The organism is Enterococcus olivae (assembly GCF_053760925.1).
In genome coordinates, this window is record NZ_JBSMVT010000001.1 from 156700 (window position 1) to 169392 (window position 12693).

A 12693-nucleotide genomic window follows, 5' to 3' on the forward strand; every position below is an offset into this window, starting at 1 on the left:
ATGAAAGAAAAAATTCTTGTCGAAAAACTTGTAAAAAAATTCGGTGAACACACCGTTTTGAATGACATCAATACTTCTGTCAAAGATGGCGATGTTGTTTGTATCATCGGCCCTTCAGGTTCTGGGAAATCGACATTTCTACGTTGTCTGAACCGTTTAGAAGAACCAACCAGCGGTGATATCATCATCGATGGTGCACATTTAACAGACAAAAATACAAATATCAATCAAATCCGTCAACATATCGGTATGGTTTTCCAACACTTCAATTTGTTCCCTCATCTTTCGGTTTTGGAAAACATCACACTGGCACCGACAGATTTAAAGAACTTAAGCAAAAAAGAAGCTGAAGAAAAAGCAGTGGGTCTTTTAGAGACAGTTGGTTTGGCAGACAAAAAAGATGTTTATCCAGAAAGTTTGTCAGGTGGTCAAAAACAGCGTGTCGCGATTGCTAGAGCATTGGCGATGAATCCAGATATCATGTTGTTTGATGAACCTACTTCAGCTCTCGATCCAGAAATGGTTGGAGACGTACTGAATGTTATGAAAAAATTAGCCAAAGAAGGAATGACGATGGTGATCGTTACCCACGAAATGGGCTTCGCAAAAGAAGTAGCCAACCGTGTAATGTTCATTGATGACGGAAATTTCCTAGAAGATGGCACACCCGATGAGGTCTTTGGAAACCCTCAACACGAGCGTACAAAAGACTTCCTAGACAAAGTATTGAATATCTAAATTTTAAAAGGTTCCATTCAGAAACAAATCTGAATGGAACCTTTTTTAGTTCTTATCTCTTTCCTCTTCTACCAATCACCTTCAGCATAAAAAGCCTCCCTAATGTTGTACGCAAAAAAAGGTGTTCCTACTAATTAATTTCTTAGTAACAACACCAACTATTAGAGACTCCTCTCTTAGCTCTTCTATAGCTACTTCAAGAGACTCCTGTCTTCATCGCCCAATAGACAAACTAGAAGAACTATCTAAGTATCTCAATCAAATCTTTTTTGGCCGCTTCTGACGCAGGCATCACAGAAAATATTATTCCAATCCCACTAGAAACGCCTACTGCCAAGATAATTGTGAACCAGTCGACTGAGACAGAAACATCGATCAAGGAACCAATAAAATAGGCGAAACCAATGCCGATCACATAGCCAATCAGCCCTCCTACTAGAGTCAGCGTTACTCCTTCCAGCAAAAACTGAAGACGAATAGAACGCTGAGTTGCCCCCAAGGTTCGACGAATTCCAATTTCTTTCGTTCGCTCAGAGACAGAGATATACATCATATTCATCACGCCTACCCCTGCAATGACCAAAGAAATACCTGCCACACAAGAAATGAAGACCGTGATCGTTCCTAAAATCTGGCTAATGCCATCAGTCAGCAGTGCTGTATCGAATACTACATAATCACCAAAATCCTTCATGCTTCCTTTTTCTCTCAGAACATCGATGACATCAGTAATCACCGTTGCAGGTGTTGTCCCTTCTTCTAATGTAACAACTAGCATTGAACTAGTTTCTTCTGAGGTAAAATAGCGCATAAATATTTTTTCAGGAAGTTCGATGTTGGTTTTAGGCATCGAAAACATACTTTCGATCTCACGACCTTGATAAATACCAACAATTTGAAAGAGATGGCCTTCAACTTCAATTCCTCGATCCAAAGCTTTTTCAATTGTTCCGTATAACTGCTCAGCAGTGATTGAGTCTATGACTGCCACATTGTTGCCCGTTTCATTGTCAAAGGTCGTCAGTCCCCGACCAAGTAATAATTCTTTGGAAGTTTCCTTGACTAAAGAGAGTTGTTTGTTTTCTTTCTTATCATCAATATAAATTTCTTTATAGATATAATCCGTATTCTGCTGCGGGAAATCAACAGACTCTACACCTTCCAAAGGCTGAATGATTGAGCGATCTATCTCAGAAAAAAAAGCAATATTATTGTTGTACAGTGTCTCATTATTTGGTGTGAAGCTCACTTGAATCTCCACTTGCTCACCGTCACTGCTGTTTAAATTTTGGATCGTATCTTTTTCAAATCCACGACCAATCGCAAGAATCGTAATCACTGCCGCAATCCCAATAATGATCCCAAACATTGTCAACAGGCTTCGTTTACGATTTTTGAATACCGATCGAATAGAGGTACGCCAATTAACATAAATTTTCATTGACTCAACTCCCTGTCCTCAATGATTTTACCATCCCGAATTTGAATCAACCTTGAACAATAGGGAATATTTTCAGGATCATGAGTCACCAAAATGATCGTTGCCTGACTTTTCCGATTCAGCTCAACAAACAATTTCATGATTTCTTCCGAGGTTTGAGTATCGAGCGCCCCTGTAGGTTCATCTGCAATAATAAATTTAGGATTATTGATAATCGCTCGAGCGATCGCGACTCGTTGCTGCTGCCCACCAGAAAGTTGTTTAGGGTATTTGTCTGATTTACCTATCAAACCAACCAGCTCCAACATATCCATCACTTTCTTTTTCGTTTGATGAAAACCATAGCCACTGTATAACAAAGGCAACTCCACATTTTCAAATACTGTATTATTTTCAATCAGGCTGAAATTTTGAAAAACAAAGCCCACTGTTTGATTTCTCACTTTTGATAGAGCGTCGTCCGACCAGTCAGTAAAAGCATGCCCTTCAAATAAATACTCCCCTTCAAAAGACTTGTCGATAAATCCAAGTAGGTTGATCAAAGTGGACTTCCCGGAACCAGAGGGCCCCATGATGGCAACCATTTCTCCTTCATCAATATGCAAATCTACATCTTGCAGGACGTGTAATGTTTCTTCTTCATTTTGGTAGTATTTATTGATTTTTTTTAAATCGATCATCTACTCCACCGTCACTTCCTGCCCATCTGAAAGCTGATCATCTGGATTTTCGATTATTTTCTGCCCTTCTTCTAAGCCCTCTTTTAGGATGAAAAGACCATCCTTTTCTTCAAGCTCTACCAAGGTTTTTCGGACCTTCCCTCCTTCAACAACAAAAACATAGTGCTCGTCCTCCGTTGATATAAAAGATTGTTCAGGAATTCGAAATTCATCTATTGGCAAAACAATTTGACAATTATAGCCATATTGCAAGTTCTCGGCAGGCTTCACTTTAAATGTATAGGTTGCAATGGTTGACTGCGTCGCATTTCCCATCGCTTCAGAATTATCTGGCAAGGGATTGATTTCAGTAATGCTTCCTTTCATTTCCGAGTCATTATGCAACAATCGAATCGTTACAGAGCTAGATTCTTTTAACCGACTATAATCGTATTCTGTTGCCTTAGCTTCAATAATCGTTTCTTTACTGATGATACTGACTACTGGTACAGCAGGATTGGTTTTCCCCTGTTGATTGACGATGGCAACGCCTCCTGTTTGACTCAAAATATTTGTAGTCACCTTATTTTCAGTATTTTCGATGGAAGTGTCCGCGTTATTTAAATCAAGATATGCCGCATCAAGTGTTTGTTGAGCCTGTAAAATCTGGGTTTCTTGATTAGAAAGAGCCTCTTTGTACTGCTCGATCTTTGCTTGCTCCTCTTGCTGGATCACTTGTCCCTCAGGTGTCGCTTCATCCGCATTTTTATAGTTACTGTTAGCAGTATCCAGTTTGTCTTGGAATTCTTGTTTTTTCACGTAAGCATTGTCAAGATTTTGCTGCGCACTATTGACTTCCAAACTTAACTTTTCTCTTGTTTGTTGCTGTTCAGTTACTTGTTCTTGAACCGTTTGATTGTCATAGGATAATAGTTTGGTTTCCTGCTCTATTTCCTGACCATTCTCCACCAAAATTTTAGAAATTTCTCCCTTTGACTGATCATAATAAAATTCCTCGGTTCGTTCCGCAGCTACCGTGCCTTTGAAAATCAAGGGACTCGCTTTTTGTATGGTTAGAACTTGGTAGCGCTGATTCTCGTCAGCATTTTTTTGTGTCTGACTATAAATCAAAGCCAAGACGATTGCCAGCAATCCGATAACACCGGCAACAATACTTAGACGGATCTGCTGTTTTTTTGTGAGTCGCTTTTTTCTTGTCTTTTCTTTAGCCATTAGTGTTCCTCAACATCCGCTTTAAACAAATGAATCAGTGCTAAAATTGCTGGTAGGAACAACAGTAACTGAAAACCAATCGTAAACGTTCTTAGAAGAATCGTAACATTTTCAAATCCAGACATATCAATATTGGGAGTAAACAGTAAAGAATATAAAATTCCGATAACTCCCCATCCTAGATAAACGTAATAAACTATTTTTGATGCTGCTTTGCCCTGCTTCAATTTTTTACTTGCAAAAACCAACAACACTACAACCACCAGTGAAATCACTAGATCAATCAAAGTATAAACTTTCGTCTGTAAACTGTTGGCTTGATCCAAAAGCTGCTGTGCTTGTGAACCCATCAATTCTTCTGTATAAATACTTGGATCAGGGTTCAGATTTGCTGGCAAACTGATCAATGAAAAGATTAATCCAATCGTACATAACACCAGCAGAACTGTATTCCAAGTTTTAGCTTTTTTTAAATGTCTCATTTGTTTCTGCATATTCCGCACTCCATTTCATTTAATTTCAACAAGTTCATAAAATCACAAGAACCTCTTCAAATCTGATGATTTTCTTGTCTTAATCTATTATCTTTTGACTAATCATTCCAGAGATCCACAATAGGATCAATGCGAAGACCATCAAAACAGCTGATAGCTGGGTAGCTGTCAATGTTGCGATAAACTGGGAGCCCTGCCACTGTGTCAATTGATGAAACACCTTCGTTTTTTCAATCAGAAAACCAGCAGCTAAGAAACCACCAATCATACTCATCATAACTATTTTCGCCTGTTCAGTATTAAATTTTAGATATAAAGGAATCACGATAGCACCATATAAACATGCCAAGAGAAAAGAAACTGCCATAAAAAAGAGCATTCGCTCTGCTGATATGACAAAACCTTGATCGATCTGAAACATAATCAAAGACAAGATGACTGACAACAGGCTAGCCACTACAGCTGCAGCTAAAATAAGCAATTCCTTTTGTAAAACATAGTGTCCTTTTTTGATTGGCAAGGAAAAAATATACGTGAATCCGCGATTTTCCTGATCGTAGAAAATTGTTGCAGTTGCTAAAGAAACTAAGCAAAAGCCAAGCATCAAAAACATAAATTCAACTGAGCGATTGGCATAACTATTAAAAAGAACAATACCCATAAAAAGCAAATATGTCTTATACTGTTTCATTAAAATTAATAAATCCTTTGTCCATAGTCCCTTCATACCTTTTCTCCTTCCATGACCATCAATAAAATTTGATCCAACTCCGGTTTTTCGACCACCAGCTGTGGATAGTTTTCCTGATAAAAAATTCGTTGATTGGTCAACAACTCATAGCCATAAAATGTCGGCTTTCGATAAAGAATAAAATCTTCGGGCAATGAACCGATCGTCTCTTTTTCAACTTTTAATACACCATAAGTATCCAGCAAGACATCCGTCTCTTCATGCAAAAGAATTTTCCCTTGCTTTAAATAATAAACTTCATCGCAAAGCTTTTCTAGATCGCTGGAAATATGAGAACTAATCAAAATAGAACATTTTGGATTTTCTTCTAGATAGTCCTGCAACATTCCCATGATCTGATAACGTGCGCTGACATCCAAGCCACTCGTTGGTTCATCCAAGATCAAAATGTCAGCTTGATGTGACAAGGCAGACAATACTTTCAACTTGGCCAACATACCGGTCGAAAACTCTTTGATCATCTGTTTTTCAGGAAGCTGCAACTGACGACATTTTGATAAAAAATAATTAGAATCATGTTCTGGATAAAATGTTTTAAGAAGCTGATCAATATTTCTAACCGTATATAGACCATTGAAAAAAGCATCTGACAAAACAGTGCCGATTTTCTCTTTTTTCTCAACAGACAATTGTTCTACTGCCACTCCATCAATCAAAATCCTTCCCGACTGCACCGGAATAATTCCAAGTAACATCTTAAAGATCGTTGTTTTCCCGGCTCCATTTTCACCAATTATTCCTGTGATCATTCCTTCTTTGATTTCCATTGTACAATTCAATTCAAACATTGAATACACGACTCGAACATCTTGAAATGAAATCATTTACTCTTCCTCCTTCATCAACATTTGCATCAACTCCAGTAATTCTTCCTTTGAAATACCTGAATTTTGTGCTCTTTGTAGGAGAGATTCTAACTCAAGCTGTATTTGATACAACAATTCTTCTTTTACTATGCTTGAATTGACTGGCAGTACATAACTACCTTTTCCATGAATTGTAGCAATGAATCCCTCCTGCTCCAGGAAATCATAGGATTTTTTTACGGTCAATGCGCTTATTTTCAACTCTTTTGCAAGTGAACGTACAGAAGGCAGCGGATCATTTTCTTTTATTTTTTCATTTAAGATCAGTGATTTGATCTGATCAACAATTTGCTCATAGATTGGCACCATCGAATGGTTTTGAATAATAATTTTCAAGGTCGCTCCCCCTTGATAAACAGTGTATAACAGTATTAAACAGTTGTCAATTTCTTTTCATTTTTTTATTAAGAATATAGATGTAACCATATTGTACTAGAATCGCTGCCAACAAAAAAATCACAGTGAATACTCTACCATTCGAACTGTTCATCCAAAGCTGAACACCAGGGATTCTCGTTAGGATACCTACTATAACAGACGTGCTTACTACAGGAAGAAATGGCAACCATGCTTGTTTTTCTTCTTCTCGAAGGAAGAAAAAAGCTAGTATCGCCAACATAATTAAAATACTTACAATGCCAACAAAGCCGTCCAGATAAATTCTGAGGGAAGTATTCACCACTAAGCTCATCCCGATCCCTAGAACAATCCCCAAGCCAAATAAACAAGGAAACAGCCATTTCCCTATTTTTCCTGAAACTGAATACATGCTCTTTCCTAAAAGCCAAACAACGACAAAGGCAAAAACAACTGCATATAGACCCATAATTCCCAATTTTCCAAGATCCAGTCCCTCTCCAGGAAGAATCAGTTGAGACAACACAGAAATACTTGCATAGACACCAAATGCATACAAGGCTAGCATCAAAACATCTTTGAGACTATACGAGATTTGTTTCAATAATTCATCAGCAGTTTCTTTTGGTTCATGACCAAAATACTCTTCTGCCGAAATATTTTTATTTTGAGCAACTAAAATATCCTGCAAAATCTCTAGCAAGACTTCTTCTACTTTATTTGCCTCTTTCATTAATGAATGTGTTCGCACGTATACGAGCAATTTTTCATAATATTCTTTGTTGTCAGTATTCAATTGCTCCTGTAATTCACGGTTTTGATCAATCATTCTCTTTGTTTTCATTTGTCATTCTCCTTTTGCAACAAATATTCGACACTGTTTTTCAATAAGGACCATTCTTCGACAAAGGTCTCTTTTTCTACCATTCCTTGTTCAGTCAACTGATAATATTTTCTTTTGGGACCTTCTGGAGACGGTACTGACTTCCCTTGAATCAATCCCTTTTTTTCCAAATTCAAAAGCAATGGATAGATCGTTCCTTTAGGGACATTTTTAAATCCAACATTTGCTAGTTCCACCCCTAATGTATAACCATATAAAGACTTTTTTGAAAGCAAAACTAAAATACAACCAGACAGAATCCCTTTTAACATTTGAGAAGATATTTTTGAATTCATGACTACTCCACCTACCTTGTATTACAAACTAGTATAGCATCTTCCTAACTATATTGCAATACAAACTAGCTGAAATAAAAAAGAAAGCAGCATTCCAAAGACTGGAAAACTGCTTTCTCCTTATTTTTTCTTGCCACCAAAAGCATCTTTCATTTTATCAAAGAAACCTTCCGGCTGTTGTTCTGTTGTTTGTTGCCCACTAACTTCAGCAAATTGACGTAAAGCGTCTTTTTGACTTTCGTTCAAGTTTCTAGGAGTCATAATTTTCACGGTTACTTGTTGATCACCATTGCCATTGCCTCGCAGACGAGGTGCTCCTTTGCCACGAAGTCGGAACTTAGTCGCTGTTTGAGTACCCGCAGGAATTTTCAATTTGACATCTCCATGAACAGTCGGGATATTGACTTCATCACCTAAAGCTGCTTGGACAAAATTCAACGGTAGCTCATAATAGATTTCTGCCCCGTCTCGATCAAAAATATCGCTCTCTTCTACATAGAAAACCACATATAGATCACCGTAAGGACCGCCATTCACACCTGCTTCACCTTGACCAGCTAAACGCATTTGTTGACCATTTTCAACACCGGCAGGTACATTAACTTTGACGTTATGGCTTTTCTTCTCACGTCCCGTACCATGACAAGTCTCACAGACATCTTTGATTTCTTTTCCTGTTCCACGACACACATCACAAGTTTGACGACTCATGACACGACCAAGTGGTGTTTGTCGTTCCACATTGATCGTTCCAGAACCATGACATTTATGACAAGTTTCTGGTTGTGTTCCTGCTTTGGCACCATTTCCGCCACAAGTGTGACAGGTTTCGTCCCGCTTGTACTGCACATTTTTTTCTGCGCCGAAAATTGCTTCCTCAAATGTTAGATTGACAGAATATTGTAAATCGTCTCCTTGACGTGGCGCATTCGGATTTACCGTACGACCGCCACCACCAAAGAAGGATTCAAAAATGTCTTCAAAACCGCCAAATCCACCAGCACTTGAGAATCCACCACCACCGAAACCGCCAAATCCACCAGCGCCTCCATAGTTTGGATCTGTACCTGCATGACCATATTGATCATAGGCAGCACGTTTTTGTGGATCACTTAAAACTTCATAAGCTTCCGATACTTCTTTGAATTTTACTTCTGCATCTTCTTCTTTATTAATGTCTGGATGGTATTTTTTGGAAAGCTTCCGATACGCTTTTTTTATCTCGTCGTCCGAAGCCCCTTTTTGCAAACCTAAGACTTCGTAATAATCACGTTTTGTTGCCATTGGCTTCCCTCCATTTATCTTACTTTTACAGTCTTTCGTATTTTATCATAAAACTGAACGAAGAAACATCTTTTTGAATGATTACTTGTAAAAAGGAAGCAAATTTCTTCATTTCAATCCGACTACTTCCCTTTAAACAGTAGAAAAAGCCAAAGTGGATGACTTTGGCTTTTTCACAAATAACGAGATTAGTCGTTATCTACTTCTTCAAAATCTGCATCAACTACATCGTCCGCGCCACCTTGAGCAGCGTTTGGATCTTGTTCGGCTTGTTGTTGAGCGGCTTGTTCATACAATTTAACTGTTAAGTTTTGTACGATTTCATTCAAAGCATCCCGTTTTGTTTTCATTTCTTCGATGTTATTTGCTTCAACTGCAGCTTTTAATTCATCGCGAGCATCTTCAGCTTTTTTCACTTCATCTGCGTCCACTTTGCCTTCTAGTTCTTTCAATGTTTTATCTACAGTGAACAACAAGGCATCCACATCGTTACGCAAATCAACTTCTTCTTTACGAACTTTATCTGCTTCAGCATTTGCTTCGGCATCTTTCACCATACGTTCGATTTCATCATCTGATAGACCTGAAGAAGATTTGATTGTAATGGTTTGTTCTTTTTGAGTGCCTAAATCTTTGGCAGATACATTAACAATACCGTTTTTATCGATATCGAAGGTTACTTCGATTTGAGGGATTCCACGTGGTGCTGGTGGAATATCCGTTAATTGGAATCTTCCAAGCGTTTTATTGTCTGTAGCCATTGGTCGTTCACCTTGCAAGACATGGATATCTACTGCTGGCTGGTTGTCAGCGGCTGTTGAGAACACTTGAGATTTACTTGTTGGGATCGTTGTATTACGATCAATCAATTTCGTAAAGACACTACCCATTGTTTCAATACCTAATGAAAGTGGTGTTACATCAAGTAATACAACATCTTTTACATCCCCAGTGATTACGCCACCTTGGATTGCAGCACCCATCGCTACTACTTCATCCGGATTCACTGATTTGTTTGGTTCTTTGCCAGTTTCTTTACGAACAGCATCTACAACTGCAGGAATACGTGTTGAACCACCGACAAGAATCACTTCATCGATTTCAGATTGAGAAACTCCTGCATCTTTTAAAGCTTGGCGCAATGGTACTTTTGTACGTTCCACTAAGTCAGCAGTCAATTCATCAAATTTCGCACGAGTCAAAGTCATTTCCAAGTGCAATGGTCCAGCTTCTCCAGCAGTGATAAATGGTAAGCTGATTTGTGTGCTAGTTACACCAGACAAATCTTTTTTCGCTTTTTCTGCAGCGTCTTTCAAACGTTGTACAGCCATTTTATCTTTGCTTAGATCAATACCGTTTTCTTTCTTGAATTCAGCAACCATATGATCGATGATTTTGTTATCAAAGTCATCTCCACCTAGGTTGTTGTCTCCAGCTGTTGACAATACGTCAAATACACCGTCACCTAATTCAAGGATCGATACGTCAAAAGTACCACCACCAAGGTCAAATACTAAAACTTTTTCATCTTTGTCTGTTTTATCTAAACCATAAGCTAAAGCTGCAGCAGTTGGTTCGTTCACGATACGTTCTACTTCTAAACCAGCGATTTTACCAGCATCTTTGGTTGCTTGACGTTGAGAGTCATTGAAATAAGCAGGAACTGTGATCACCGCTTTTTCTACTGGTTCACCTAAATAATCTTCTGCAAATCCTTTGATGTATTGCAGGATCATTGCTGAAATTTCTTGTGGAGTATAAGATTTTCCATCTACATCCACTTTGTAACCATCTACGCCAATATGACGTTTGATAGAAGAAACCGTATTTGGATTTGTCACCGCTTGACGCTTAGCCACTTCACCAACTTGAATCTCACCATTTTTGAAAGAAACAACAGATGGTGTTGTACGGTTTCCTTCTGGATTTGTAATGATTTTTGCTTCGCCGCCTTCTAATACAGAAACGGCTGAGTTTGTTGTACCTAAGTCAATACCAATGATTTTGCTCATAATTAAAAATCTCCTTTGTTTATATTCATTTAAATTGAATCAACAGTAATTATTGTGCGACTACGACCATGCTTGCTCGTAAGACGCGGTCATGCAATTTGTAGCCTTTTTGTAGAACATCGACGATTGTATCTGCCGGATGTTCCTCTGAGGCAGGGACTGTTTGAACAGCCTGATGTAGATTAGGATCAAACGCTGCATCTGTCGTTGAAATCTCTTCGATTCCTTCTTCTTTCAGTGCATGACGTAAACTTTCAAGAACCATTTCTACACCTTTTTTCAAGTTAATGCTTTCTTCTTCCGTAGCTTCAGCTTGCAAGGCACGTTCCAGATTATCTATCGAAGTCAATAATTTTTTCGCTAGATCCTGTGAACGATATTTTTGAAGTGTTTCTCTTTCATTGCGGTTACGGTTCGTAATATTAGCAATTTCTGCTGAAGCACGCAAGAACTTGTCTTCCATTTCATTCAGCTGTTCCTTCAGTTCATCAACTTCAGAAACTTCCACTGTTTGTTCTTCCACTGTTTCATCTGACATCTCTTCGATTTCTTCTGAAACATTTTCTTTTTCTGACAATGGACTAACTTCCCTTCTGTTTAAAATCTTACTATTTCTTGACTAACTAAACGAATCCAAAGATCGGTAGTAATCAGCCAAGGTCAAAGCTAATTCTTGCCTAAACACATCGACCAGACCAAACATTTTTGAATACGGCATACTTGTCGGTCCCAACAATGCAATGGTTCCCTTGCCATGTCCATCAATATCATAACTAGCCTGAATCATACTCATGTTACTCAATAGGTCGTCCCCCAACTCTGAACCGATCCGAATTTGAATCGCCCCATCACGAGGAGTCAACAATTGATTGAGGTTTTCGGTATTCTTCATAAAAGAGTACATTGATTTGAACTGTTCTACATTTTGATTCTGTTCAAAATCCAGTAAGTTCATTCGTCCTCCTACAAAGATCTTATCTTCAAAAATATGATTCAACATACTGTCGAAAAGATCCAACACACCATCAGTTGTCTGAAAGTATTTGTGAAGAATCATCGGGATCTCTGTACGCAATCGATGATAGACAGTCATTAAAGGTTGACCAATCAATTTGTCATTGATGATCCGAACCATTTTTTCAAGATCTTCACTATTCAAATATTTCGGAATAGCAAAAATCTGATTTTCTACATTTCCTTTGTCTGTGACGATGATTGCAATCACCTGGCGATTATTCAAAGGAACGATCCTGAAACCAGTCAGTTTTCGTTCTTTCACATCTGGTCCAAGTGATAAGGCAGTATAACTCGTCAATGTAGATAATATATTCGCCGACTGCTGGATGATTTCATTGATTTCATGAAATTCTTTGCCAAAAGACTGGCGAATCAGAGAAATCTCCTCTCTATCTACTTGAGAAGGAGTCAACAGGTGATCCACATAATAGCGGTAACCAGTAATTGATGGCACTCGTCCTGAAGAAGAATGTGTCTTTGAGAGGAAGCCATGATCTTCAAGCGTCTTCATCTCGTTACGAATCGTTGCTGAACTTGCTTCGATACCATCCTCCATCAATTTTTTCGAGCCAACTGGCTGGCCTAAATTTGTGTAGTTTTGGATGATCAGACGCAAGATCTGTTCTTGTCTTTCTGTCAACAAATTTATCACCTCTTTATTA

14 protein-coding genes are annotated in these 12693 nt (G+C 38.4%); 1 reads left to right on the forward strand and 13 read right to left on the reverse strand.

Annotated elements, in window-relative coordinates; genetic code table 11:
- Nucleotides 1–738, forward strand: a complete 738-nt coding sequence (locus ACWODM_RS00925; RefSeq protein ID WP_455319478.1) for an amino acid ABC transporter ATP-binding protein — start codon at nucleotides 1–3, stop codon at nucleotides 736–738.
- A 241-nt stretch (nucleotides 739–979) separates the two neighbouring features.
- On the opposite strand, the gene ACWODM_RS00930 is transcribed toward ACWODM_RS00925, so the two are convergent.
- The 13 genes from ACWODM_RS00930 to hrcA all read right to left on the reverse strand — a co-directional run bounded on the left by ACWODM_RS00930 (nucleotide 980) and on the right by hrcA (nucleotide 12674).
- A complete protein-coding gene (locus ACWODM_RS00930; RefSeq protein ID WP_455319479.1) occupies nucleotides 980–2179 on the reverse strand; it encodes an ABC transporter permease in 1200 nt (399 codons plus the stop codon).
- Nucleotides 2176–2859: an ABC transporter ATP-binding protein gene (locus tag ACWODM_RS00935; RefSeq protein WP_455319480.1), complete on the reverse strand. Its 684-nt coding sequence runs from the start codon at nucleotides 2857–2859 to the stop codon at nucleotides 2176–2178. The genes ACWODM_RS00930 and ACWODM_RS00935 overlap by 4 nt, the downstream gene beginning before the upstream one ends.
- Complete coding sequence (locus ACWODM_RS00940) at nucleotides 2860–4071, reverse strand: efflux RND transporter periplasmic adaptor subunit (RefSeq protein ID WP_455319481.1); 1212 nt, start codon at nucleotides 4069–4071, stop codon at nucleotides 2860–2862.
- Nucleotides 4071–4565: a hypothetical protein gene (locus ACWODM_RS00945; RefSeq protein ID WP_455319482.1), complete on the reverse strand. Its 495-nt coding sequence runs from the start codon at nucleotides 4563–4565 to the stop codon at nucleotides 4071–4073. The genes ACWODM_RS00940 and ACWODM_RS00945 overlap by 1 nt, the downstream gene beginning before the upstream one ends.
- Before the next feature lie 79 nt (nucleotides 4566–4644).
- On the reverse strand, nucleotides 4645–5292 hold the full coding sequence (locus tag ACWODM_RS00950) for an ABC-2 transporter permease (RefSeq protein ID WP_455319483.1): 648 nt from the start codon (nucleotides 5290–5292) through the stop codon (nucleotides 4645–4647).
- On the reverse strand, nucleotides 5289–6140 hold the full coding sequence (locus tag ACWODM_RS00955; protein WP_455319484.1) for an ATP-binding cassette domain-containing protein: 852 nt from the start codon (nucleotides 6138–6140) through the stop codon (nucleotides 5289–5291). The genes ACWODM_RS00950 and ACWODM_RS00955 overlap by 4 nt, the downstream gene beginning before the upstream one ends.
- Nucleotides 6141–6518, reverse strand: coding sequence for a GntR family transcriptional regulator (locus tag ACWODM_RS00960; protein ID WP_455319485.1), 378 nt, complete (start codon nucleotides 6516–6518; stop codon nucleotides 6141–6143).
- Nucleotides 6519–6564: 46 nt separating this feature from the next.
- A complete protein-coding gene (locus tag ACWODM_RS00965; RefSeq protein ID WP_455319486.1) occupies nucleotides 6565–7383 on the reverse strand; it encodes a hypothetical protein in 819 nt (272 codons plus the stop codon).
- Nucleotides 7380–7718 carry a PadR family transcriptional regulator gene (locus ACWODM_RS00970; protein WP_455319487.1) on the reverse strand — a complete coding sequence of 113 codons (339 nt, stop codon included), beginning with the start codon at nucleotides 7716–7718 and terminating at the stop codon, nucleotides 7380–7382. The genes ACWODM_RS00965 and ACWODM_RS00970 overlap by 4 nt, the downstream gene beginning before the upstream one ends.
- Before the next feature lie 120 nt (nucleotides 7719–7838).
- On the reverse strand, nucleotides 7839–9002 hold the full coding sequence (dnaJ, locus tag ACWODM_RS00975) for a molecular chaperone DnaJ (protein WP_455319488.1): 1164 nt from the start codon (nucleotides 9000–9002) through the stop codon (nucleotides 7839–7841).
- A gap of 188 nt (nucleotides 9003–9190) precedes the next feature.
- The gene (dnaK, locus tag ACWODM_RS00980; protein WP_455319489.1) at nucleotides 9191–11014 is read right to left on the reverse strand and encodes a molecular chaperone DnaK; all 1824 of its coding nucleotides are present in this window, start codon (nucleotides 11012–11014) and stop codon (nucleotides 9191–9193) included.
- Between the two features lie 49 nt (nucleotides 11015–11063).
- Nucleotides 11064–11591: a nucleotide exchange factor GrpE gene (grpE, locus tag ACWODM_RS00985; protein WP_455319490.1), complete on the reverse strand. Its 528-nt coding sequence runs from the start codon at nucleotides 11589–11591 to the stop codon at nucleotides 11064–11066.
- A 42-nt stretch (nucleotides 11592–11633) separates the two neighbouring features.
- Nucleotides 11634–12674, reverse strand: coding sequence for a heat-inducible transcriptional repressor HrcA (gene hrcA, locus ACWODM_RS00990; protein ID WP_455319491.1), 1041 nt, complete (start codon nucleotides 12672–12674; stop codon nucleotides 11634–11636).
- Between the last annotated feature and the right edge of the window lie 19 nt (nucleotides 12675–12693).

Excerpts from the sequence above, each read along its gene's own strand:
- ACWODM_RS00925 (WP_455319478.1), top strand. The coding sequence starts at position 1 with ATGAAAGAAAAAATTCTTGTCGAAAAACTTGTAAAAAAATTCGGTGAA.
- ACWODM_RS00930 (WP_455319479.1), bottom strand. The coding sequence starts at position 2,179 with ATGAAAATTTATGTTAATTGGCGTACCTCTATTCGATCGGTATTCAAA.
- ACWODM_RS00935 (WP_455319480.1), bottom strand. The coding sequence starts at position 2,859 with ATGATCGATTTAAAAAAAATCAATAAATACTACCAAAATGAAGAAGAA.
- ACWODM_RS00940 (WP_455319481.1), bottom strand. The coding sequence starts at position 4,071 with ATGGCTAAAGAAAAGACAAGAAAAAAGCGACTCACAAAAAAACAGCAG.
- ACWODM_RS00945 (WP_455319482.1), bottom strand. The coding sequence starts at position 4,565 with ATGCAGAAACAAATGAGACATTTAAAAAAAGCTAAAACTTGGAATACA.
- ACWODM_RS00950 (WP_455319483.1), bottom strand. The coding sequence starts at position 5,292 with ATGAAGGGACTATGGACAAAGGATTTATTAATTTTAATGAAACAGTAT.
- ACWODM_RS00955 (WP_455319484.1), bottom strand. The coding sequence starts at position 6,140 with ATGATTTCATTTCAAGATGTTCGAGTCGTGTATTCAATGTTTGAATTG.
- ACWODM_RS00965 (WP_455319486.1), bottom strand. The coding sequence starts at position 7,383 with ATGAAAACAAAGAGAATGATTGATCAAAACCGTGAATTACAGGAGCAA.
- ACWODM_RS00970 (WP_455319487.1), bottom strand. The coding sequence starts at position 7,718 with ATGAATTCAAAAATATCTTCTCAAATGTTAAAAGGGATTCTGTCTGGT.
- dnaJ (WP_455319488.1), bottom strand. The coding sequence starts at position 9,002 with ATGGCAACAAAACGTGATTATTACGAAGTCTTAGGTTTGCAAAAAGGG.
- dnaK (WP_455319489.1), bottom strand. The coding sequence starts at position 11,014 with ATGAGCAAAATCATTGGTATTGACTTAGGTACAACAAACTCAGCCGTT.